The sequence below is a fragment of the Streptococcus sp. A25 genome (genome assembly GCF_043674095.1).
Classification (GTDB): Bacteria; Bacillota; Bacilli; order Lactobacillales; family Streptococcaceae; genus Streptococcus; species Streptococcus suis_V.
This window is the reverse complement of the sequence record NZ_JBIMJO010000007.1, coordinates 66,843-87,646: the sequence shown is the minus strand read 5'-3', so window position 1 is coordinate 87,646 and position 20,804 is coordinate 66,843. Positions and strand designations below refer to the sequence as shown.

The window sequence follows — 20,804 nt, the reverse complement described above, 5'->3', positions numbered from 1 at the left end:
ATTCAGCCTTTTGATAATTGTGATTTTTTGATGTTTTCTGGAACCAGAGAGATTTTTTTAATCTCATCAATCCGAATGATACTGGTCACGCGACGTTTGAAATTTTTCATAATCAAGCGTTGCCGTTCCTTGTCATACTTGACAATGTCCCCGGTAAAGCTACGTTCACCATAAATAACATGGATAGCAGCCTTCTTTTGAATGGCCAGCTCAAGATACTCTTGAATCTCTTCTCTGGTTGCAGGCTCCATAGGCTTTGGTTGGGATCTGTAAACCAGAAAATCATTGATACGACCGAAAATGGATTCCAAAAACCTCTTCATGGCAATATCCTTTCAAACTTGCTATAATCATCTTATACAATTTTTATAAAAATGACAAGTGTTTGCGAACAAATAAGTGAAGGAGGTAACAAATGGCAGAATTTACATTTGAAATCGAAGAAAAACTCTTGGTCCTATCTGAGAATGACAAGGGCTGGACCAAGGAGCTTAACCGTGTGTCCTTTAACGGAGCACCAGCCAAATATGACATCCGCACTTGGAGTCCCGACCATACCAAGATGGGCAAGGGCATTACCCTCAGCAATGAAGAATTTCAAGTCATGCTGGATGCATTTACCAATAAGTAAGATGAGGAGCCTAAGCAATTAGGTTCCTTTTTCTCATAACTGGTTGGAGGAGTTTGTGTGCCACTGTGGCGAGGGAAATTTTTGCTAAATCAGGCAGGATGAAGGGCAGGACTGTCCAGCCAAGAGTATCTGTCCAGCTAGCACCGCTGACCAGTTTGAATACTAAACATCCCAGTCCAAAGCAAGTAGCGGTTCCCAGCAGACAAGCCAGAAAGACCTGGAATGGAGAACTATTATTTGTCGTCAAGCTGGATGTGATAGCCGCGTAGGCCAAAAAGCCCCAGAGAAATCCAGCAGTCGGTCCGAAAAGATTGGCCACTCCACCTGACAATCCTGCGAATATAGGCAGTCCAATGGCACCCAAGGTCAGATAAATTCCGACACTTGCCAGGGCCAGTTTCCTTGGATAGAGGCAGGCAATCAGGGCGATAGCCAGGGTTTGGAGAGTAAAGGGAACAGGACCAATGGGAAGGCTGATTTGTGAAAGAGCTGCAATGAGGGCCGCACCGATTGCAGTGTAGACCAAATGGAGAGTTGATTCTTGTTTCATGAGATGGTTATCCTTTTATAATAATTGGTTAACAAAATTATAGTTTGATTTTCAAAGGAAGTCAATCCATTGACTATCAGCTGTCACAGTTATAGGAAAAATCTATAGCTATTCATAAAAAAGTTATATAAGTAAAAAACTATGTTTTTAAGTAGACTGATCATTCTCATGCTACAATGGATAAAAATAAGAAAGCGAGACATCCTATGTCAGAATTATTAGCTATTTACCGTACCTTAAAAGCCAAAAAATGGGTGGATTTGACCCATCAAATCAATGAAAATAGTCCTCATTTCCCTGCCCTGCCTGCCTTGGAGAAGAAGACCTTGTTTGACCACAAGGACGGATTTTTCGTAGAGCAGTTCACGGTCGTTGGCCAGTATGGTACCCATATCGACCCGCCTGTTCACTTTGTGGAGGGGGCTCGTTATTTGGACGAGATTGACTTGAAAGATTTGCTCCTGCCTCTTTATGTTATCGATAAGTCGCAGGCAGTTGCAGCAAATCCAGATTACCAAATCACCAAGCAGGATATTTTGGATTTTGAAGAGGAACATGGTCCTATTGCAGAGGAGTCTTTTGTTGCCTTCCGTTCAGACTGGTCTAAACGCTGGCCAAGCCAGGATGCCATCCGAAATTTGGATGAAAATGGAGTGCAACATACCCCAGGTTGGAGCCATGATGCCTTGGAGTATCTGATTGAGGAACGCAAGGTCAAGGCCGTTGGTCATGAGACCCTGGATACAGACTCAGGAGTGTCAGCAGCAGAGAATGGTGGTAGCCTTCCAGAGGAATACTATCTTCTGTCAAAAGACATTTACCAGGTAGAAGTCCTCAACAATCTTGATCAGGTTCCAGCGACGGGGAGCTTGATCTCCATCGCCTTTCCACATTGGGAAAAGGGCTCGGGTTCACCAGTTAGAGCCATTGCTATTTTGCCATAAGATGATAAAACGCCCAGATGAAAGTCTGAGCGTTTTTATGAAATTTCTATCGCATGGTGACAAATTCTTCTGAGCCAGTTGGGTGGATGGCCACAACGGCGTCAAATTGTTCCTTGCTAGCTCCCATTTTGATAGCAACTGAGAAACCTTGGATCATCTCGTCGACACCGTAGCCGATACCGTGGAGGCCGACCACTCGTTCTTCAGGACCAACGGTGACTAGTTTCATCTTGGTCAGCTGGCGGTTGTCTGCCATGGCTGTGTACATAGAGGTAAAGGCTGAAGTGTAGCACTTGACTTGGTCCGCACCGTATTGAACAAGGGCCTGGTCTTCTGTTAATCCGACCGTACCGATAGCTGGGTGGGAGAAGACAACAGTTGGAATGTCTGTATAGTCCATTTTGGCATCTGTTTTACCGTTGAATAAGCGTTCCGATAGGAGCCGTCCAGCCTTGATAGCAACGGGTGTCAACTCTTTTTCACCCGTCACGTCGCCCAAGGCATAGATGCCAGGAACCACTGTTTCTTGGTATTGGTTGACTTCGATGTGGCCCGATTTTGTTAGTGTCACACCAGCAGCTTCTAGGTTAAGCTGGTTGGTATTTGGCTTGCGCCCAACAGCCCAGAGAACCTGGTCAGTAATGTGGGAAGTGCCGTCCTCAAAGAAGATTTGGATTTTTCCTTCTGGCGTTTTCTCCAGCTTGCTTGGCGTTTTATGGGTGTGAAGTGGGAGCTTGGTCCGCTCCATCTCTTCCATGAGGGCATCGGTAATGTAGGTATCGAAGTTACGCAATGGGCGGTCGCCGCGGACAAAGAGCTGGGCATCCACGCCCAAACCGTGTAGGACGCCAGCCACCTCAACGGCAATATAGCCAGCGCCGATAACAGCGACAGACTCTGGCAATTCTTCCCAGGCAAAGAAGTCGTCGGACACGACACCCAATTCAGCACCTGGAATGGCGGGAATAACTGGAAGACCACCAGTAGCGATGACAATGTGTTTGGCTTTGATTCGCTCACCATTGACCTCGACCGTATGGCTATCTACAAATTTGGCAAAACCTTGAATGACCTCAACCTGATTGTTTTTGAAGGTATTGCCATAAGAGGAACGAGAACGCTCGATATAGGCCTCACGGTTCTGACGCAGGGTTGCGAAGTTGAAGTGAACATCCTGGCTGGTGAAACCGTATTCTGGTGCATAAGTGTGAATGGCTTCAGCTACTTGAGAACCGTACCACATGATTTTTTTAGGAACACAGCCTAGATTGACACAGGTTCCACCGATATAGCTGCCTTCAATAACGGCAGCCTTGGCACCATACATAGCCGCTCGGTTCATAGTGGCAATACCACCACTTCCTCCACCAATGCTGATAATATCAAATTCTCTCATTTTCTTCCTCCAAAGATTTCTTGACTACATTCTACCCTTTTTTTATCTTTCAATCAAAAATCCGCTACGTCTATCGTGAAACCTTGTTTAGGTTTTTCTTACTATTATTTTGTAAAAATACTGGCCATACCTGCATGATTGATAGAAGCTATTTCTTACAAAAATGTAAGTGGGATAATTGACAAAAATATTATAAAATTAGTATGGAAAACACTTGCAAAAAACGATGTATAAGTGTATTATCTTTATAAGACAATTATTTTTGTAACATGTAAAGGAGACAGATATGTTTAAGTCCAAAAAAGCAAAAATTGCCCTTTTTTCTGGTCTTGGGGTTGCATCGGTAGCCCTGGTCGGTGGGGCCTTACTCTTCTCTAATGCCTTAGGTGGTTCAGGTAGCGCAGGTGAAGACTTTACATTACCCATGACCTACAGGGTGGTTCAGGAAGGTTCGATTGCTTCGTCGACCTTGTTGACGGGGACAGTGGCTGCGGGTGAAGAGCAGTTTGTCTATTATGACCCCTCTAAAGGCGATATCAGTGAATTTTACGTTGAACAGGGTAACCAGGTAGAGGCTGGAACGGCCCTGCTTCGCTATGATGCTTATGAATTGCAGACGGCTCTTGATTCGGCTGTGCGCGGACGGGATAAGATTGGACGTCAAATATATGAGGTGCAAAATGGTGGTCAGACCTTGCCAACAACAGGTGACCCAGCCTTGGATGGAGAAGCAGCGGCCTCTGCCCAACGTTCCATTGATTTGCAATTGGCGGATTTGAATGATGCCTATGCGGATGCCCAAGCGGCGGTAGACAAGGCGTGGACGGCCGTCAATGAAGCGACCGTTGCCAGCACCGTGTCAGGTACAGTTGTTGAGGTCAATAAGTCTGTTTCTAAGAGCTCAACCAATAGCCAGACAGTCATTCACATCGTCAACCAAAATAGCCTGCAGGTGACAGGTCAGCTTACAGAATATGATTTGGCCAATATCAAGGTTGACCAAGAAGTGAAATTAAGCACTAAAGTCTATCCAGAACAGACCTGGACTGGTAAAATTTCCTATATTTCAAACTATCCAGCCAATGATCAAACTGCGGTAGCAGTACCGGGTGGCGGCGGATCTGGTGGTGGTGCCAAGTATCCTTTCAAGGTGACTTTGACTAGCGATATCGGCGACCTCAAGCAAGGTTTCACTGTCAATATGGAAGTGGTCAACACCAGCAAAAATATCTTGGTCCCTGTGACAGCTGTTGTCTATGAGGATGATAAGACCTTTGTTTGGACATTGGTAGATGGTAAGGCTAAAAAAGTAGAGGTGACTCTGGGTAATGCAGATGCTCTTAACCAGGAAGTGATCAAGGGCTTGTCTGTTGGTGACCATGTCATTGTCCTCCCAGATTTTGACTTACAAGAGGGTCAAGAGGTAGAAGCCGATGAAGAACCAGCTAATTAAACTCACACAAATCAACAAATCCTATAAAAACGGCGACCAGGAGTTGCGAGTTCTCAAGGATATTGATTTGGAAGTCGAAGAAGGAGAATTTCTAGCCATTATGGGACCGTCTGGGTCTGGTAAATCCACTCTCATGAACATTATTGGTTTGCTGGACAGGTCTAGTTCTGGCAACTATTGGCTAGAAGGCGAGGAAGTCAGCCAGTTATCGGAGAAAAAGTTGGCCCAGGTCCGCAATGACCAAATCGGTTTTGTCTTCCAACAATTCTTCCTCCTTGCCAAGCTCAACGCCTTGCAGAATGTGGAGTTACCCCTGATTTATGCAGGAGTACCGTCCAACCAACGTAAGAAAAAGGCCAAACGTTACCTAGAAAAAGTTGAATTGGCAGAACGTATGGACCACCTGCCGTCGGAATTGTCTGGAGGTCAAAAGCAACGGGTGGCTATTGCGCGTGCCTTGGTCAATAGCCCAGCCATTATCTTGGCGGATGAGCCGACGGGGGCCCTGGATACCAAGACTGGCCAGCAGATTATGGAGCTTTTGACTGAGCTCAATAATGAAGGTAAGACCATTATCATGGTCACCCACGAGCCAGAGATTGCCGCCTATGCCAAGCGGAAAATAGTTCTTCGGGACGGGATTATCACTGAGGACAGAAGAAGGGAGGAGGCTTAATGGAAAATTGGAAATTTGCCTTAAAATCAATCCTAGCCCACAAGATGCGCTCCCTCCTCACCATGTTGGGTATCATTATCGGTGTGGCTGCTGTTGTTATCATCATGGCTCTAGGTGAAGGCCTACAGAAATCCATGGAGAAGGCCCTGGCTGGTGAGCAAAATAATGTCTCTGTCCATTTTTCTCCATATGTAAATTTAGAAGAGGTTTCGTCGGGTTTATTTAATGCTGGCTTCACTGGGGAAATGTCTATGGAAGAAGAGCCTGACTTGACCCATAGCATGTTGCAAGGACTTCTGGAAATTGACGGTTTAAGCAACTACTATATCAATTTGAGTAATATGGGAACAATAGAAGCCGGTAACAAATCAGCTGATAATGTGACCATCAATGGGGTCAGCCGGTCCTATTTTGATGTCAAAAATCTAGAAATTTTGGCAGGACGCAAGTTCACTCCTAATGACTATAGTCGCTTTGCTCGCATTATCATGCTGGATGTCAATCTGGCTGAAAAACTGTTTGGCTCCATGGAAGCCTCCCTCAACCAGACGGTTTCTCTCAATGGCAATGCCTATCTAGTTATCGGTGTTTACAAGGAGCCCAATGCTGGTACGGCCATGTTTGGGATGAACTCAGGCGGTAATGCCATTATGGCCAATACCCAGGTTGCTGCAGAGATGGGCATGAAAGAAAATTCAGGACTCTATGTCTATGTTGAAGACGTGACCAGGGTCACAGAGGTTGGTCAGGCTGCTGCGGACTATCTGACTAGGGTTTCTGGTCTAAAAGAGGCTCGCTATGATATTTTTGACATGTCTGCCATGATTGAAAGTTTCAAGAGTGAGCTAGGTATTGTGACCACCTTTATAGGTGCGGTTGCAGGTATCTCCCTCTTGGTCGGCGGTATCGGCGTGATGAACATTATGCTGGTATCCGTGACCGAGCGGACAAGGGAAATCGGTCTGCGGAAGGCACTGGGAGCGACTCGTGCCAATATCTTGAGTCAGTTCTTGATTGAGGCTATGGTCTTGACCACTCTGGGCGGTGCCATTGGTCTCTTAATCGCCCAAACGACTGTCGTTTTGCTCAATATCAGCAAGGTCATGGGTCAGGGTATGTCCGCCGTCATCTCTATCCCAGTGGTTCTGGGGAGTCTCGCCTTCTCAGCCTTAGTTGGTATCATCTTCGGTGTCCTCCCAGCAAATAAGGCTTCTAAATTGGATCCAATTGAAGCACTGCGATATGAATAATATTCAAAACGATTAGGTTTTTCCTAGTCGTTTTTCTGTGAGCAAACGGCTTGACATTATCACTAGTTAAAGATAAAATAAGGACATCATTCAGATTAAAGGAGTAACATCATGGTAGAATTAGGTATTTCAACATTTGGAGAAACAACCCCTCTTGAAAAGACAGGAGAAACGTACAGCCACGACGAGCGCATTCGTCAGCTGGTCAAAGAGATTGAACTGGCAGACCAGGTTGGCCTGGATGTCTATGGGATTGGGGAGCATCACCGCGAAGATTTTGCGGTCTCTGCACCTGAAATTGTCCTGGCAGCAGGTGCTGTCAATACCAAGCATATCAAACTGACATCAGCAGTTTCGATTCTTTCCTCTATGGATCCAGTCCGCCTCTATCAGCAGTACACCACCATTGATGCTTTGTCAAACGGCAGAGCGGAAATCATGGCTGGCCGTGGTTCCTTTACGGAGTCCTTCCCCTTGTTTGGTTATGATTTGCATGACTATGAAGAACTGTTCGATGAAAAATTGGATATGCTTTTAGAGATTGACAAGGCTACCAACTTGAATTGGGGTGGTAAATTCACCCAGTCGGTGGACAATAAGCCTGTATATCCGCGACCTGTTCAGGAAGATTTTCCTATCTGGGTAGCGACTGGTGGCAATGTCGAGTCAACCATCAAGATTGCCCAAAAAGGCCTGCCAATCGTTTATGCAGTCATTGGAGCAGGGGCTCATCGTTTTAAACCGCTGGTAGATGCCTACCGAAAGGTGGCTCGCAATTCCGGTCACTCACCTGAGAAAACTAAGGTTGCAGCCCATTCTTGGGGTTGGATAGCAGACGACCATGACAAGGCTGTTGAGGAATACTTCCACCCAACTAAAGTGGTCACTAACAATATCGCAAAGGACCGGCCACACTGGTCTGAAATGACCAAGGCCCAATACCTCTATTCTTTGACAGATGAAGGAGCAAGCATTGTTGGCGATCCACAGCACGTCGCTGCAAAAATTATCCAAACTATCGAAACCTTGGATTTGGAGCGTTTCTTCCTCCACTTGCCAATCGGCTCTATGCCACATGAGGATGTCCTCCGTGCTATCGAGCTTTATGGTAAAGAAGTCGCACCGATTGTGCGAGAATATTTTGCTAAAAAAGAAGAAGCTGAAAAGTAAATTTGCCCTCACTGAAAGGCTGGTATTCGCCAGCCTTTTTATCTGTCCATTTTAGGAAAAAATGGTGTATAATAGATGCAGAAATAGATGTTTGAGGGTGCAAAATGGAAAATTTACAGGAATATGTAGCGTTTGATTTGGAATTTAATGCGGCCAACGGTGCTTATCAGCTAATCCAGCTGTCGGCAGTTAAGTTTGTCAACCATGAGGAAGTGGACCAGTTCGACAGCTATGTTTACACAGATATTCCCCTCCAGTCCTTTATCAACGGTTTGACAGGTATCACCGCAGAGAAGATTAAAACTGCCCCTAAAATAGAGACAGTTTTAGCAGATTTTCAGGCCTTTGTGGGACAAGCAGCCCTCATCGGTTACAATGCTATGAAGTCTGATCTACCTATTCTGGCAGAAAATGGTCTGGATTTGAAGGACCAGTACCAGGTTGACCTCTATGAAGAGGCCTTGGAGCGTCGGTCAACAGACTTAAACAGTATCGTCAATCTCAAGCTGACCTCAGTGGCGGACTATCTGGGTGTCAAGGGACGAGGGCACAATAGCCTAGAAGATGCTCGTATGACCGCCCAGGTATATGAGAAATTTTTAGAGTTTGATGAAAACCAACAGATGCTAGGTCAGCAAGAAGTCGTGACCAACAATCCCTTTGCCGGACTAGGAAATTTGTTTGATTAGAAGAGAAAATGAGCTACAGCAATGAAACTGTAACTCATTTTTTTGATTTTCTAGTTGGAATTGGTGTGAAGCTATAAATTTGCGTTCAGCTAGAGCATATTTCAATTAGGGAGTCCAATAGTCCAGTGGACTATTGGAGCCAATCGCTGAGAAATAAGAGAGCGATTGGAATTGATATGAGTCCCTAAAACTGCACTCATCTCAAACTTACTTCATCGTAGGGAAAAGAAGTACATCCCGAATGGTTGTTGTATCTGTTAAGAGCATGCAGAGGCGGTCGATACCGATTCCAAGTCCACCTGTTGGTGGCATACCGTATTCGAGGGCTTCAATGTAGTCATAGTCCACACCTGTTGCTTCGTCGTCACCCAATTCTTTGGCTTTAGCTTGGGCTTCAAAGCGTTCCAATTGGTCGATTGGGTCGTTCAATTCTGTAAAGGCATTTCCGTATTCCTTGGTCATGATGAAGAGCTCGAAGCGGTCTGTGAAGCGTGGGTCTTCATCGTTTTTTTTAGCCAATGGAGATACGGCTACTGGGTGACCATAGACAAAGGTTGGTTGGATAAGAGTTGCTTCAACGTATTCTTCAAAGAAGCTGTTGATGATTTGACCAACTTCTGTATGGTGTTTTTCCACAGGGACCTTGTGCTCAGCTGCAAGGGCTTTTGCTTCCTCGAAGCTCATCTCTTGCCAGAAGTCCACGCCAGTTTGTTCCTTAATAGCATCGACCATGTGGATACGCTTGAATGGCTCGTGGATGTTAATGACAGTATCTTGGTAGGTCACAGGACCATCACCGACAACTGCCTTGGCAGTGTGCTGGATAATGCCTTCGGTCAAGTCCATGATGTCCAAGTAATCCGCATAGGCTTGGTAAACCTCAATGGAAGTGAACTCAGGGTTGTGGGTCGCATCCATACCTTCGTTACGGAAGATACGGCCGATTTCATAGACGCGTTCCATACCGCCGACGATCAAGCGTTTGAGGTGGAGTTCTGTCGCGATACGAAGGACCATATCAATGTTTTGGGCATTGTGGTGGGTGATGAATGGACGAGCCGCTGCACCACCAGCTTCGTTGTGAAGGACAGGTGTTTCCACCTCCAAGAAACCAAGTCCGTCAAGGTAACGGCGGATTTCTGAGATGATTTTTGAGCGGGTTACAAAACGGTCAAAGCTCTCACGGTTGGTAATCAAGTCCAAATAACGCTTGCGGTAGCGGGTCTCGATGTCTGTCAAACCGTGGAATTTTTCTGGCAATGGGCGGAGCGCTTTAGACAAGTGAGTCAATTTGCGAGCATGGATAGACAACTCACCAACATTTGTCTTGAAAACATCTCCCTCGACACCGATAAAGTCACCAAGGTCTGCTTTTTTGAAGATTTCATAATTTTCTTCGCCAACATCATCCTTACGAACGTAGATCTGAATCTGGCCTTCGCGGTCTTGAATGTGAGCAAAACCTGCCTTACCCTTACCGCGTTTGGTCATGATACGACCAGCGATAATAGCCGTTTGACCCAGCTCTTCCAATTCTTCTTTTGATTTGTCTTCGTATTGTTCCTTCAACTGAGCAGAATCAGCAGAGCGTTCAAATCGCTTACCGAAGGGGTCAATGCCCTGTTCTGCAAGAGCTGTCATTTTCTCACGACGGACAAGTTGTTGGTCATTCAATTCTTCAAAATGTTCAGTAGACATAAAATTTTCATTCCTCCAAAGTCTGTTCCTTCTATTTTATCATAGAATAGGGAAAAAATCAGCAGGAAATAGCCAGGGAAACAAAAAAACAGCAGATTTCTCTACTGTTTATAAGATGTATCATTCCAGCAAATTTCCATAAAATGCTCAATATCAAACGTTTCAAGAATAGTCACGGAGGCATTGTCCAAGCCACCGCGAGAGCAAACCTCGTGGGCAGGATAGCCCAGCAGCGTCATGATTCCAGCGACTAAGATTGAACCATGTGACACGATGAGAACAGTTGATAGCTGGGAATCTTCCAGATTTTTGACAAAATCGACTAAACGTTGACGGACTTGATAAACAGTTTCTTTTCAAGTCCTCATAGGATTGAGCCAGGAGGGCAGAGTCGCAAGAATAACCCTGAAATCGACCTTCCAGATTCCACTCGGTCTTGCCGTGGCGGATAAAGTAAATCCTCATGCTAGTCTCCCTCGGTCAAATCGGAAAAACTAGCCTTGACAAAATCAGCCAGGATCCGACTATCAATGCCGATGGAACGGCCCACTTCACCAGCAGAGACAATCATGTAGCCCGTTTCCAGTGCTGACTGGTCTATGTAGATAGGAAAATTGTGCTTTTGCCGGATACCGACAGGGTTGTTGGCACCGTGGACATAGCCGGTCGTCTTTTCCAGATCCTTTTGTGGAATCATGGTGACCTTCTTGTTGCCAGAGACCTTGGCCAATTTCTTTTCGGACAGGTGCTCGGTAATGGGAACAATTCCGATAATGGGCCCTGTCTTATCACCTTTTAGGGCCAGGGTTTTGTAGATTTGTTCCATTTGGATACCTTCAGGTACCTTGCCTTCAAGGGCATTGATGAACAGACTGTCGTGGGCAATTTTGGCCTTGTCCAGAATCTGGTCGACCAAGGTTTTCTTGATTTTTTCTTTCTTTGCCATAGGATGACCTCCTACTTGTATTTTTCCTCGAGTTTGCTCATCCAAAGGCCAAGCCAGGCACCAAGAACAAAGAGGACAAGGGCAGCAAGCCAGGTTCCGATGCCAGCTCCAGCATAGGAAATGGCTTCCTCATTGCCAGCTTGTGGGATAAGGATGAGAATGGTAGATGAAGCGACGATACCGATGATAAAGTGGTAAACGCGGGAGTGGTAGACCTTGAGAGCATGGTCCATGGCTTTAGAAAATGCCACCATAGCTAGGGCCCCACCGATAGCGATAGGCAGAAAAGTGCCAAGCAGGTCCAGGGACTTGAATCCATTGAGCATAGGCGCGTAAATCCCTAAAATCAAAAGCAAGTTAGACGGGCTGAGCCCAGGTACCAAAATCCCCAGAGCAATCAGAGCACCAGCCAAGACAAAACTAGCAAAGCTAGCTGGCAGGGTTCCGACCAAACTGTTCAAATTGTAGAGCAAAAGACCAGAGATGATAAAGGTTGCAACCAGCCAAATCCAGTCAATGCTGTCACGCTGGCTCTTTTGAGTAGATTCCTTGAGCAGGCTAGGAATGGTTCCTACAATGGCACCGGCAAAGGCCCAGAGAACGGGTACCTGGAAGTGCTTGAGCAGGAATTCAACCGGAAAGGAGAAGAGGGCAATACCCAAAATTCCCCCGATTCCAACAGGGATAAAATAGAGCAAATTTTCCTTGAAATCCTTGCGAATATTGGCTAAAAAGCTGATGAGCCGCTCATAGATGCCCAAAATCGCAGCCAATACACCACCAGAAACACCGGGCAAAATAAATCCAAGGGCGATAATCATTCCCTTGATAATTCTTGAAATCCAAGATGACATAAATTCCTCCAAAATTATGTAATGGACCCATTATAGCACATAGACCGAATTTCGTCGAAAAAAGCCTGCCAAAACGGACAGACTTAGGATGATTTTACCTTAAAGAAGGCAGGTCTTGATTTGTAGAGAACAATCAACAGACCTGCTGCAATCAGGGTCGATGGCAGAATATAGCTGAGATTGTATTGAAGAGAGTAGAGCCAGACAGGCATACCAGGTGTAGCGTAGTCAGCATAGAAGATGATTCCGGCCAGGAAGTTGGCTAGGAAACGAATGCTGCCTCCATGTAGACTGGCTAGTCCAATCCAGCTGATTGCACTTGTGCTGGTCTTACTGGCTTTAAAAGGTCTTGTAAATAGCCCTGCCAACCCAATTCCAGCATAGGATAGGGCGTAATCCAGAAAGACCTGGAAGGGATTGAGGAAGTAGCCGCCGTAGAAGAGTTGGATGGTACCGACAATTCCACCTGCTAGCACACCGATAGCCAGGCCATGTCTGAGTGCCAGAAAGAGAATGGGCAGCATGACCAAGGAAACCGATCCACCTTGAGGCATAGTGAAGAGCGGTAGTTTGTCAAAGACCAGGGCAATGGCAGAGAAGATGGCTACTTCAGCTAGGGTACGTAATTTAGTATGGGACATAAAAACCTCCTTTATGGTTGCAATGAAAGGAGGTTTGGTTTTTTATGCTATCCATAAAACACAATCCCTACGCTAGTCTTACCTAGATCAGGTTCGAGGATTTCGCAGATGCGATCTCAGCCGAAGCACTCCTTTGTGAAATTATTTAGTTGTTACTCAGGAACGGTAAAGAGCTTTTGATAGACCTCGTTAGGGTCTTTTAAGCTAGTGATGAGGTTGAGGTCCAGATGGTATTTAAAGCCATTCAAGTAACCTCGTGAAGTATATTGGTGAAGGTCGTAGGCCAAATCAGTGTTGGGAGCGGCATTGTAGTAACCCGAGTCCATCCCATAGGTTGGAATCCACAGGGCATCAAACTTATCTACTGTGATGCTATGTTCATCCATAAAATAGGTGCCAATATAGAGTCCAATATTTTTAGCACCAAGGTCTACCAACTCCTGTCTAAAAGCCTCGACGCCGGCATCCATATCGCCCATGGTCTTTTCCTCAACGTCCATCCAATAGAAGGTTGGCTTGTAAGGCGAAGACAGCTTGTAGAAGGATTGGGCTTCTTTTTTCATGGCTTCTATAGAATTTCCTGTCACATAAGCATAGACAGCGATGGGAACTCCCCGCTTTTGAAATTCTTCAATATGCTGCTTACTGGACTTGTCAATTCCATTTTTATCGGTGGCAGAGTTTTCTTTCTTTGTATGGGAACCACTCTGAATCCGGATAATAGCTCCAGAAATCTGTTCGCTGAGCGTATCGTAGTCGATATCCTCAGGTCGTTGCCATGCGGAAACGTCAATGATTGGCTTCATTTCTAAAGCATTCTCTATGACATAGGTAGAGCTTGCGCTTGTGATCCTCTTTGCTTCTTTTTCTATCTGGGCTTCTTGAATTGCTGCCGCCCGTTTTTCAGCTTGGATAGCCATGGTCCGAGTCAGGAGAATCAAGGAAGTGAATAGAGCAAAGAAAACAATCACAATGATAGGTTTAATTCTTTTTCTCATCTTTATTATTTTAACTCAAAGATCTGGAAAAATCAAAAAAAATAGTCTCATTTATGCAGGAAATAGCTAACTTTCATCCGCTTGACATATCCTGGATATTGGGGTAAGCTACTAATGGATATAAGAACCTGTCATTAGAGGACGGAACCTTTCTCCGTTGCGAGTTTGTCCAACAAGTTTCTTGCATGAGAATACAGGTCCTAAAAATGAAGTAGGAGTTGCATGACTACCCAGAAAATTAGTAGAATTGCTATCTTAGCCAGCGTTTGCATAGCACTTCGATTTGCCTTTTTTCCTTTTGCTAATATCAAGCCCATTACAGCTATATTTTTAGTCTCCAGCCTTTTTTTGCCCATGGCAGATGCTTTCCTCATCATGGCTTTGACCATGTTTGGGACGGCTATTTATATGGGGTTTGGGATAGTTGTTTTGTGGCAGATTCTCAGTTTTGCAGCTATCATGCTAGTGTGGAAATGGGTATGGTCCGGCCTGCGGTTGAGCTCTTGGAATTCAGTCCTCATACCTATGTTGTTAGCTGCTGTAGTCACTTTTCTATATGGATTGGTCATTAGTCTTCTGTCAGCCCTACAATTTGGGGTCAATCCATGGGTCTATTGGCTAAATGGCTTGAGTTTTGATGTGGCCCATGCAGTATCAACTGCCTTATTTTACCCAATTATTGACGGGATTTTTCGGAGGTTTATAAAATGAAACGGTTACTAAGAATTTGTGTTAGTGTCCTATCTGTCTTGGTTTTGCTAGGGTGTTCGACAACGAGTAACCAGCCTACAGCTAGCAGTCAGGTAGAGGAAACCAGTCAGCTACTTGAGGCCACTTTGAGGATTACGACTGATGGTCAGAATTCTACCGAAAATGTCCGATTTGAAGCTGGTGATTCTGTCATGGATGTCCTGGAAGAGTACTACGATATCGAGGAAGAAAACGGCATGGTTACGGTCATCGACGGAAAAAGTCAGGATCCAGCCAGCAATACCTACTGGATGTATAAGGTCAATGGTAGCTTGGCAGAAAAAGGTGCTGTAGAACAAATTCTACAAGAAGGCGACGATGTTGAATTCTACCTTGAAAGCTTTCAATAAACTCAAATAGCTAGAGCACTTAAACAAACTAGGTCAGAGGATTGCCTCTGGCTTTTTATATGCTTTGAAAAACAAATTATAGTTGTGAAAATGGTCAATTGACATTCCTGATTTTGCAGAGAAATAGGCCGGTATATTTTATTAAAATTGAGTGAACAGAATAATGTTCCTTATTTTTGAATCTGCTTGGCTATTCTCTCGTTTTTTGATGAAACTATGCTATAATAGAAATAATATACAGCATAGAACTTGTTTTTTATAGGAGGACCAATGAAGATTGATAAACGGCATTTGCTGAACTATTCTATTCTCTTGCCCTATCTGATTCTTTCAGTGATTGGCTTGATTATTGTCTATTCAACAACCAGTGCCCTACAAATACAAAAGGGCGGAAATCCTTTTAGCATGGTCATTAGCCAGGGACTTTTCTGGATTCTGAGTTTGGTAGCCATGTCTATCATCTACCGGATGAAATTGACGGTCCTGAAGAAGAGGGGGCTGATTCGCTTATTTCTCCTCTTGGAAGTAGCCATGTTGGTCGCGTCGCATTTCTTTGATCCGGTCAATGGTGCCCACGGTTGGATTCGCTTGGGACCGGGGGGGATCATCGGTCTCCAACCGGCGGAATACTTGAAATTATTGATTGTCTGGTACCTGGCGGCACGATTTTCCGCTATGCAGAGGGATATCCAGGTTTATGATTACCAGGCCTTGATTAAGGGAAGCTGGATGCCCAAGGCCTTTAATGATTGGCGGATTGTCAGCCTGTTTTTCCTGGGGTTGGTAGCAAGCCTACCCGATTTGGGGAATGCTACGATTGTAGTTTTGATTATTTTGGTCATGGTAACGGTCAGTGGTGTGGCTTATCGCTGGTTCTCAACAGTCCTGATGGGCTTGGTCCTGGGAGCAACCATTTTGTTGGGCTCCATTCGGATTTTAGGGGTTGATTTGGTGGCACGGATTCCCGTCTTTGGCTATATTGCCCGTCGCTTCTCAGCCTACTTCAATCCCTTTGAAAACGCGACAGAATCAGGTTTGCAGCTGACCAATTCTTACTACGCCATGAGTAATGGCGGTTGGCTGGGCAGAGGCTTGGGAAATTCTATTGAGAAAAATGGCTATCTGCCAGAAGCCCATACAGACTTTGTCTTTTCCATTGTCATCGAAGAATTAGGCTTTGTCGGAGCCTCCCTGATTCTCGCCCTCTTATTCTTTTTGATATTGAGAATTATTGTGGTGGGTATCCGGGCTAGACGCCCCTTCAATTCCATGATGGCTTTGGGAGTAGCAGGGATGATGCTGATTCAGACCTTTGTCAATGTCGGTGGTATTTCCGGCTTGATTCCTGCTACGGGAGTGACCTTCCCCTTCCTATCACAAGGGGGGAATAGCTTGTTGGTTATTTCTATAGGAATTGCCTTTGTTTTAAATGTTGATGCAAATGAGAAACGGGAGCTCTGGGAAGAGGAAATAGAGCAGACCATGGCTAAAACAGAAAGTTAGGGAGAAATATGAAAATTCAGAAGTTAGAAAACTACAACAACAAGGATGCTATCAAGGAAGAAGTTGCTATCCTGACCACTATCCTTGAAGAGGTAGCTGGACAGATGATGTCTGCAGATACCTTTCAGAAGATTTTGGAGCTTTCTCAGCTCTCACATGAGGATGATTACCAGGCCTTGATTGATATTATCGGCCAGTTAGACAATGACGAATTGGCTGTGATTTCTCGCTATTTCGCTATCTTACCTCTCTTGATTAACATCTCTGAAGATGTGGACTTGGCCTATGAAATCAACCATCAAAATAATATTGGTCATGATTATCTAGGAAAAATTTCCACAACAATTGATATGGTGTCCAAACATGAAGATGCGGCTGAAATCCTTGAAAAACTCAATGTCGTTCCTGTCTTGACGGCCCACCCAACTCAGGTTCAACGCCAGTCCATGCTGGATTTGACCAAGCATATCCACGAATTGCTCCGTCGTTACCGCGATGTCAAATTGGGCTTGATGAACCGGACCAAGTGGGAAGACCAACTGCGTCTTTATATCGAAATCATCATGCAGACGGATATGACACGGGAGAAGAAACTCAAGGTTACCAATGAAATTACCAATGTCATGGAGTATTACAATTCCTCCTTCATTAAGGCAGTGACCAAGCTCCAAGGAGAGTACAAGCGTCTGGCTGCCGAGAAGGGCATTGAGTTGGATAATCCGCGTCCTATTACCATGGGTATGTGGATTGGTGGTGATCGTGACGGAAACCCATTTGTGACGGCCGAAACCTTGAAATTATCAGCCCTGACCCAGTGCCAAGTGATTATGAACTATTACGATGAGCAGCTTTACAAGCTCTACCGTAATTTCTCACTGTCGACCACTATTGTCAAGGTCAGTCCGGCAGTTCAGCAATTGGCTGATTTGTCACAGGATCAGTCTGTCTATCGTGAAAACGAACCCTACCGCCGTGCCTTCCATTATATCCAGATGAAGTTGGCAAACACGCGTGATTACCTCGTGCACAACAAACCAGCTGATGATCGCTATGAAAACGTTGCTGCTTTCAAGGCTGACCTGCTGGCTATCAAGAAATCCCTGAAAGAAAATAAAACAGCGGCACTGATTAAGGGAGATTTGACAGAGATTTTAGAAGCGATTGAAGCCTTCGGCTTCTACTTGGCCAGCATCGACATGCGTCAGGATTCATCTATCTTAGAAGCAAGTGTAGCAGAGCTCCTAGCATCTGCACGGATCGTTGAAGATTATTCAAGCCTGTCAGAAGAGGCTAAGTGCCATGTGCTCCTCAAACAATTGGAAACAGACCCACGCATCCTGTCAGCAACCCATGTAGCCAAGTCAGAGCAGTTGGAAAAAGAGTTGGCAATCTTTGCTACAGCGCGTGAACTCAAGGATAAGCTAGGTGAAGAGGTCATCAAACAGCACATCATTTCCCACTCAGAGAGCGTATCAGACTTGCTAGAATTGGCAGTCTTGCTCAAGGAGGTTGGTCTGGTTGATGTCGACAAGGCCCGTGTTCAGATTGTTCCACTCTTTGAAACCATTGAAGATTTGGACAATGCTGCTGCTACCATGCGTGATTATCTGAAATTAGACCTGACCAAACGCTGGATTGCTGGCAATAAATATTACCAGGAAATCATGTTGGGCTATTCGGATTCCAATAAAGACGGTGGTTATCTGTCATCAGGCTGGACCCTCTACAAGGCCCAGAATGAATTGACCCAAATCGGTCAAGAAAATGGTGTCAAGATTACCTTCTTCCATGGCCGCGGTGGTACGGTTGGTCGTGGTGGTGGTCCATCATATGATGCCATTACCTCCCAGCCATTCGGTTCTATCAAAGACCGTATCCGTTTGACCGAGCAGGGCGAGGTGATTGGTAATAAATATGGTAACAAGGACGCAGCTTACTACAATCTGGAAATGCTGGTGTCTGCAACGCTGGATCGTATGGTAACGCAGATGATTACGGATCCGGATGAAATTGGTAGTTACCGTGAAACCATGGATGAGATTGTGGCGGATAGCTATACTATTTACCGCGACCTGGTCTTCAATAATCCTCGTTTCTACGATTACTTCTTTGCCGCGACGCCAATCCGTGAGATTTCCAGTTTGAATATCGGTTCTCGTCCAGCAGCCCGTAAGACCATTACCGAAATCGGTGGGCTCCGTGCCATTCCTTGGGTATTCTCTTGGTCACAAAACCGTGTCATGCTGCCAGGCTGGTATGGTGTTGGTTCTAGTTTCAAACGCTATATTGACAAGGCGCCTGAAAACCTAGCTAAACTACAAAAAATGTACGAGAGCTGGCCTTTCTTCCGTTCACTCTTGTCAAATGTAGACATGGTCTTATCCAAGTCCAACATGAACATCGCCTTTGAATACGCCAAAATGTGTGAGACAGAGGAAGTTCGCAATATCTTCCATGCCATTTTAGATGAGTGGCAGCTGACTAAAGATATGATTTTGTCTATTGAGCAACATGAAGAGTTGCTAGACGAACTGCCTTTCCTCAAGGCCAGTCTGGACTACCGCATGCCTTACTTCAATATTCTTAACTATATCCAAATTGAGCTCATTAACCGCCTCCGTCGTGGGGAGCTCAGCAAAGAGCAGGAAAGCCTGATTCACATCACCATCAACGGTGTGGCGACAGGCCTCCGAAATTCAGGATAAGAGACGAAAACAACTTCTGCGGAGGTTGTTTTTTGCTTGTCAAAAAATGTATAATGGATATAGAAAAGTTGTGTAACCGATTGCAGATTCATTCGTTATATTAGTGAAGGGAGGGGAGCAGTATCAAACTAGATGATTATGAAAAAGAAGTCATTGCTATAGCTGAGGAAATTTCCTACTATCTGCAACAGTCAGGCGCCAATCCTGCAGATAGCCAGGATATTGCCCAGGATGTTCTGGTCAAAATTCTCACCTCCGATATTGTCCTTCCTTTCGAGAAACTCAGGGCCTGGCTCTATCGATCGGCTGTCCGAGCTTACATTGACAAATACAGGCGGGACAAACATTATCATGACATCTTACAGAAGGAATTTTTCCACCAAAATGGTTGGACAAAATTTGACGACAGGTCTTATGAGCCGCTCTATCGGGCAATAGCAGAGCTGCCGAGCAAGTATCAGCTAGTCTTGGACCTCTACTATTTTCAGGAGATGACAACCAAGGAGATTGCCAAAATTTTAGGTCAATCTCAAAGCTTAGTTAAAATCAATCTCCACAGAGGACGGAAACAATTGGCCAAGACCTTGACAGAAAAGGGGTATCACTATGAAGACTTTTGAAATTGCAACCAAGAAGAGTAGAAGGAAACACCTGCTAAAAACAATCAGCTTATCCCTGCTCATTGGTTTTGTTTTCCTTTTTATTGGTTCTTGGATGGTTAAAATGATTTACGGTGCACGCATTAATAGCGAGCGAGAACGGTACAATTTGCTGACAGAAATCGCCTATCCCAACATTCGCCATGATGGGATAAAAATACAAGAAACGGGATTTTTTTCAGGTAAAATCTACTATAATTTGAGCAAGGATATAGCTGGTGTCCCTATTTCTTTTGGCCAAAGGGAAGTCTACTTTACCCTCTTTAGTATGCACTATGACCCTACTCAGAACTCCCCAGGGGCTAGTTTAGATTTTCTCTATGATTATTCAAGCAATACCAAGCTTCCCACTTTTACGGAATGGGGAGAAAAGAATCAGCTCAAATATCTTAAGGACATGGACGGTCAGCTGGTAGAAGTTGCCATTCGATTTGATAAGAAGTACACACTGGGTCAGATTAAGCAGATGATTCCAGAAAATCTTAAGCAAAATTGGTACTGGATTGGGACCTGTCACAGGGACCGTACCTTGGTGACCCCGGATGAGCTGTTCGGCTTCAAAGAGCAGAGTCTGAGAAGTTTTCCAGCTGATATTCCAGCAGAACACCAGGTGGAGTTCAAGTCTGGTATTCAGATGATGAAGGAATATATTGAACTCTCAAAAAAAGATAAGGGAAGTTTTGACCGATTTCCTCTCAATGATGTAGAAGACTACATTGCTAAATTCGGCGATACAGACTTCACCAAGCAGGAGGAAATTGACAAGCTAGAATTTGCTGGTGTCATCCTGACAGGACCGGCAGAAAACTTTGTTTCCTTAGAAAATCAAACTTGGATTGCATCCTCAAGCATCGGTGCTTCCATCCAAAATCAGCCCTATTATCAGCTCTACATGGAATAAATCACAAAAAAAATAGAAAATGCTTGCATTTCTGCTACAA

At 44.9% G+C, this 20,804-nt stretch carries 21 protein-coding genes, 1 pseudogene and 1 riboswitch; of the genes and pseudogenes, 13 read left to right on the top strand and 9 right to left on the bottom strand.

Annotated elements, in window-relative coordinates:
• Positions 1-2 precede the first annotated feature (2 nt).
• Positions 3-323 carry a hypothetical protein gene (locus ACHBID_RS04520; protein ID WP_105110676.1) on the bottom strand — a complete coding sequence of 107 codons (321 nt, stop codon included), beginning with the start codon at positions 321-323 and terminating at the stop codon, positions 3-5.
• Between the two features lie 92 nt (positions 324-415).
• On the opposite strand from ACHBID_RS04520, the gene ACHBID_RS04515 reads away from it, so the two are divergent.
• Entirely contained in the window at positions 416-631 is a 216-nt protein-coding gene (locus ACHBID_RS04515; protein ID WP_105110677.1) for a YdbC family protein, read from the top strand.
• A 10-nt stretch (positions 632-641) separates the two neighbouring features.
• Here ACHBID_RS04515 and ACHBID_RS04510 read toward each other — a convergent pair whose 3' ends face one another.
• Complete coding sequence (locus tag ACHBID_RS04510) at positions 642-1,181, bottom strand: biotin transporter BioY (protein WP_105110678.1); 540 nt, start codon at positions 1,179-1,181, stop codon at positions 642-644.
• A gap of 206 nt (positions 1,182-1,387) precedes the next feature.
• Here ACHBID_RS04510 and ACHBID_RS04505 point away from each other — a divergent pair, with 206 nt between their 5' ends.
• A complete protein-coding gene (locus tag ACHBID_RS04505) occupies positions 1,388-2,125 on the top strand; it encodes a cyclase family protein (RefSeq protein ID WP_105160538.1) in 738 nt (245 codons plus the stop codon).
• A gap of 46 nt (positions 2,126-2,171) precedes the next feature.
• Here ACHBID_RS04505 and gorA read toward each other — a convergent pair whose 3' ends face one another.
• The gene (gorA, locus tag ACHBID_RS04500) at positions 2,172-3,521 is read right to left on the bottom strand and encodes a glutathione-disulfide reductase (RefSeq protein ID WP_105160539.1); all 1,350 of its coding nucleotides are present in this window, start codon (positions 3,519-3,521) and stop codon (positions 2,172-2,174) included.
• A 286-nt stretch (positions 3,522-3,807) separates the two neighbouring features.
• Between gorA and ACHBID_RS04495 the strand changes: the two genes are divergently transcribed.
• The 5 genes from ACHBID_RS04495 to ACHBID_RS04475 all read left to right on the top strand — a co-directional run bounded on the left by ACHBID_RS04495 (position 3,808) and on the right by ACHBID_RS04475 (position 8,759).
• Positions 3,808-4,974: an efflux RND transporter periplasmic adaptor subunit gene (locus tag ACHBID_RS04495; RefSeq protein ID WP_105160540.1), complete on the top strand. Its 1,167-nt coding sequence runs from the start codon at positions 3,808-3,810 to the stop codon at positions 4,972-4,974.
• Positions 4,955-5,650, top strand: coding sequence for an ABC transporter ATP-binding protein (locus tag ACHBID_RS04490; RefSeq protein ID WP_105110682.1), 696 nt, complete (start codon positions 4,955-4,957; stop codon positions 5,648-5,650). The genes ACHBID_RS04495 and ACHBID_RS04490 overlap by 20 nt, the downstream gene beginning before the upstream one ends.
• Positions 5,650-6,900 (top strand): ABC transporter permease, encoded by a 1,251-nt coding sequence (locus ACHBID_RS04485; RefSeq protein ID WP_105160541.1) that lies wholly within the window; start codon positions 5,650-5,652, stop codon positions 6,898-6,900. The genes ACHBID_RS04490 and ACHBID_RS04485 overlap by 1 nt, the downstream gene beginning before the upstream one ends.
• A gap of 111 nt (positions 6,901-7,011) precedes the next feature.
• Positions 7,012-8,070 (top strand): LLM class flavin-dependent oxidoreductase, encoded by a 1,059-nt coding sequence (locus ACHBID_RS04480; RefSeq protein ID WP_105123081.1) that lies wholly within the window; start codon positions 7,012-7,014, stop codon positions 8,068-8,070.
• Positions 8,071-8,174: 104 nt separating this feature from the next.
• Positions 8,175-8,759 (top strand): 3'-5' exonuclease, encoded by a 585-nt coding sequence (locus ACHBID_RS04475; RefSeq protein WP_105160542.1) that lies wholly within the window; start codon positions 8,175-8,177, stop codon positions 8,757-8,759.
• 207 nt (positions 8,760-8,966) lie between these two features.
• Here ACHBID_RS04475 and lysS read toward each other — a convergent pair whose 3' ends face one another.
• The 6 genes and pseudogenes from lysS to ACHBID_RS04445 form a co-directional block, all read right to left on the bottom strand.
• Positions 8,967-10,457, bottom strand: a complete 1,491-nt coding sequence (gene lysS / locus ACHBID_RS04470; protein ID WP_394731680.1) for a lysine--tRNA ligase — start codon at positions 10,455-10,457, stop codon at positions 8,967-8,969.
• A 101-nt stretch (positions 10,458-10,558) separates the two neighbouring features.
• A pseudogene (locus tag ACHBID_RS04465) lies at positions 10,559-10,922 on the bottom strand (phosphoglycerate mutase family protein).
• A 1-nt stretch (position 10,923) separates the two neighbouring features.
• Positions 10,924-11,403: an aminoacyl-tRNA deacylase gene (locus ACHBID_RS04460; protein WP_105160545.1), complete on the bottom strand. Its 480-nt coding sequence runs from the start codon at positions 11,401-11,403 to the stop codon at positions 10,924-10,926.
• An 11-nt stretch (positions 11,404-11,414) separates the two neighbouring features.
• Positions 11,415-12,257 (bottom strand): DUF368 domain-containing protein, encoded by an 843-nt coding sequence (locus ACHBID_RS04455; RefSeq protein WP_105160546.1) that lies wholly within the window; start codon positions 12,255-12,257, stop codon positions 11,415-11,417.
• Positions 12,258-12,340: 83 nt separating this feature from the next.
• Positions 12,341-12,898 carry an energy-coupled thiamine transporter ThiT gene (gene thiT / locus ACHBID_RS04450; RefSeq protein ID WP_105160547.1) on the bottom strand — a complete coding sequence of 186 codons (558 nt, stop codon included), beginning with the start codon at positions 12,896-12,898 and terminating at the stop codon, positions 12,341-12,343.
• Positions 12,899-12,945: 47 nt separating this feature from the next.
• Positions 12,946-13,041, bottom strand: a riboswitch (TPP riboswitch).
• A gap of 9 nt (positions 13,042-13,050) precedes the next feature.
• Positions 13,051-13,896 carry a glycoside hydrolase family 25 protein gene (locus tag ACHBID_RS04445; RefSeq protein WP_394731681.1) on the bottom strand — a complete coding sequence of 282 codons (846 nt, stop codon included), beginning with the start codon at positions 13,894-13,896 and terminating at the stop codon, positions 13,051-13,053.
• Positions 13,897-14,118: 222 nt separating this feature from the next.
• Here ACHBID_RS04445 and ACHBID_RS04440 point away from each other — a divergent pair, with 222 nt between their 5' ends.
• From ACHBID_RS04440 to ACHBID_RS04415, 6 genes are all read left to right on the top strand, one after another.
• Positions 14,119-14,607, top strand: coding sequence for a hypothetical protein (locus ACHBID_RS04440; protein ID WP_105161091.1), 489 nt, complete (start codon positions 14,119-14,121; stop codon positions 14,605-14,607).
• On the top strand, positions 14,604-14,996 hold the full coding sequence (locus ACHBID_RS04435) for a DUF4430 domain-containing protein (protein ID WP_394731682.1): 393 nt from the start codon (positions 14,604-14,606) through the stop codon (positions 14,994-14,996). Before ACHBID_RS04440 ends, ACHBID_RS04435 begins: the two co-directional genes overlap by 4 nt.
• A gap of 270 nt (positions 14,997-15,266) precedes the next feature.
• Complete coding sequence (locus ACHBID_RS04430) at positions 15,267-16,499, top strand: FtsW/RodA/SpoVE family cell cycle protein (protein ID WP_105110288.1); 1,233 nt, start codon at positions 15,267-15,269, stop codon at positions 16,497-16,499.
• Positions 16,500-16,507: 8 nt separating this feature from the next.
• Positions 16,508-19,204: a phosphoenolpyruvate carboxylase gene (ppc, locus tag ACHBID_RS04425; RefSeq protein WP_394731683.1), complete on the top strand. Its 2,697-nt coding sequence runs from the start codon at positions 16,508-16,510 to the stop codon at positions 19,202-19,204.
• A gap of 122 nt (positions 19,205-19,326) precedes the next feature.
• A complete protein-coding gene (locus ACHBID_RS04420; protein WP_105123091.1) occupies positions 19,327-19,824 on the top strand; it encodes an RNA polymerase sigma factor in 498 nt (165 codons plus the stop codon).
• Positions 19,811-20,764 (top strand): anti sigma factor C-terminal domain-containing protein, encoded by a 954-nt coding sequence (locus ACHBID_RS04415; RefSeq protein WP_105161088.1) that lies wholly within the window; start codon positions 19,811-19,813, stop codon positions 20,762-20,764. The genes ACHBID_RS04420 and ACHBID_RS04415 overlap by 14 nt, the downstream gene beginning before the upstream one ends.
• The last annotated feature ends 40 nt before the right edge of the window (positions 20,765-20,804 follow it).

What these genes read in the sequence shown, in the direction of transcription:
- ACHBID_RS04440 (WP_105161091.1), top strand. Translation starts at nt 14,119, where the DNA reads ATGACTACCCAGAAAATTAGTAGAATTGCTATCTTAGCCAGCGTTTGC.
- ACHBID_RS04490 (WP_105110682.1), top strand. Translation starts at nt 4,955, where the DNA reads ATGAAGAACCAGCTAATTAAACTCACACAAATCAACAAATCCTATAAA.
- ACHBID_RS04475 (WP_105160542.1), top strand. Translation starts at nt 8,175, where the DNA reads ATGGAAAATTTACAGGAATATGTAGCGTTTGATTTGGAATTTAATGCG.
- ACHBID_RS04455 (WP_105160546.1), bottom strand. Translation starts at nt 12,257, where the DNA reads ATGTCATCTTGGATTTCAAGAATTATCAAGGGAATGATTATCGCCCTT.
- ACHBID_RS04415 (WP_105161088.1), top strand. Translation starts at nt 19,811, where the DNA reads ATGAAGACTTTTGAAATTGCAACCAAGAAGAGTAGAAGGAAACACCTG.
- ACHBID_RS04435 (WP_394731682.1), top strand. Translation starts at nt 14,604, where the DNA reads ATGAAACGGTTACTAAGAATTTGTGTTAGTGTCCTATCTGTCTTGGTT.
- ACHBID_RS04485 (WP_105160541.1), top strand. Translation starts at nt 5,650, where the DNA reads ATGGAAAATTGGAAATTTGCCTTAAAATCAATCCTAGCCCACAAGATG.
- ACHBID_RS04430 (WP_105110288.1), top strand. Translation starts at nt 15,267, where the DNA reads ATGAAGATTGATAAACGGCATTTGCTGAACTATTCTATTCTCTTGCCC.
- gorA (WP_105160539.1), bottom strand. Translation starts at nt 3,521, where the DNA reads ATGAGAGAATTTGATATTATCAGCATTGGTGGAGGAAGTGGTGGTATT.
- ACHBID_RS04445 (WP_394731681.1), bottom strand. Translation starts at nt 13,896, where the DNA reads ATGAGAAAAAGAATTAAACCTATCATTGTGATTGTTTTCTTTGCTCTA.
- ACHBID_RS04460 (WP_105160545.1), bottom strand. Translation starts at nt 11,403, where the DNA reads ATGGCAAAGAAAGAAAAAATCAAGAAAACCTTGGTCGACCAGATTCTG.
- ACHBID_RS04480 (WP_105123081.1), top strand. Translation starts at nt 7,012, where the DNA reads ATGGTAGAATTAGGTATTTCAACATTTGGAGAAACAACCCCTCTTGAA.
- lysS (WP_394731680.1), bottom strand. Translation starts at nt 10,457, where the DNA reads ATGTCTACTGAACATTTTGAAGAATTGAATGACCAACAACTTGTCCGT.
- ACHBID_RS04495 (WP_105160540.1), top strand. Translation starts at nt 3,808, where the DNA reads ATGTTTAAGTCCAAAAAAGCAAAAATTGCCCTTTTTTCTGGTCTTGGG.
- ACHBID_RS04505 (WP_105160538.1), top strand. Translation starts at nt 1,388, where the DNA reads ATGTCAGAATTATTAGCTATTTACCGTACCTTAAAAGCCAAAAAATGG.
- thiT (WP_105160547.1), bottom strand. Translation starts at nt 12,898, where the DNA reads ATGTCCCATACTAAATTACGTACCCTAGCTGAAGTAGCCATCTTCTCT.
- ppc (WP_394731683.1), top strand. Translation starts at nt 16,508, where the DNA reads ATGAAAATTCAGAAGTTAGAAAACTACAACAACAAGGATGCTATCAAG.
- ACHBID_RS04510 (WP_105110678.1), bottom strand. Translation starts at nt 1,181, where the DNA reads ATGAAACAAGAATCAACTCTCCATTTGGTCTACACTGCAATCGGTGCG.
- ACHBID_RS04515 (WP_105110677.1), top strand. Translation starts at nt 416, where the DNA reads ATGGCAGAATTTACATTTGAAATCGAAGAAAAACTCTTGGTCCTATCT.
- ACHBID_RS04520 (WP_105110676.1), bottom strand. Translation starts at nt 323, where the DNA reads ATGAAGAGGTTTTTGGAATCCATTTTCGGTCGTATCAATGATTTTCTG.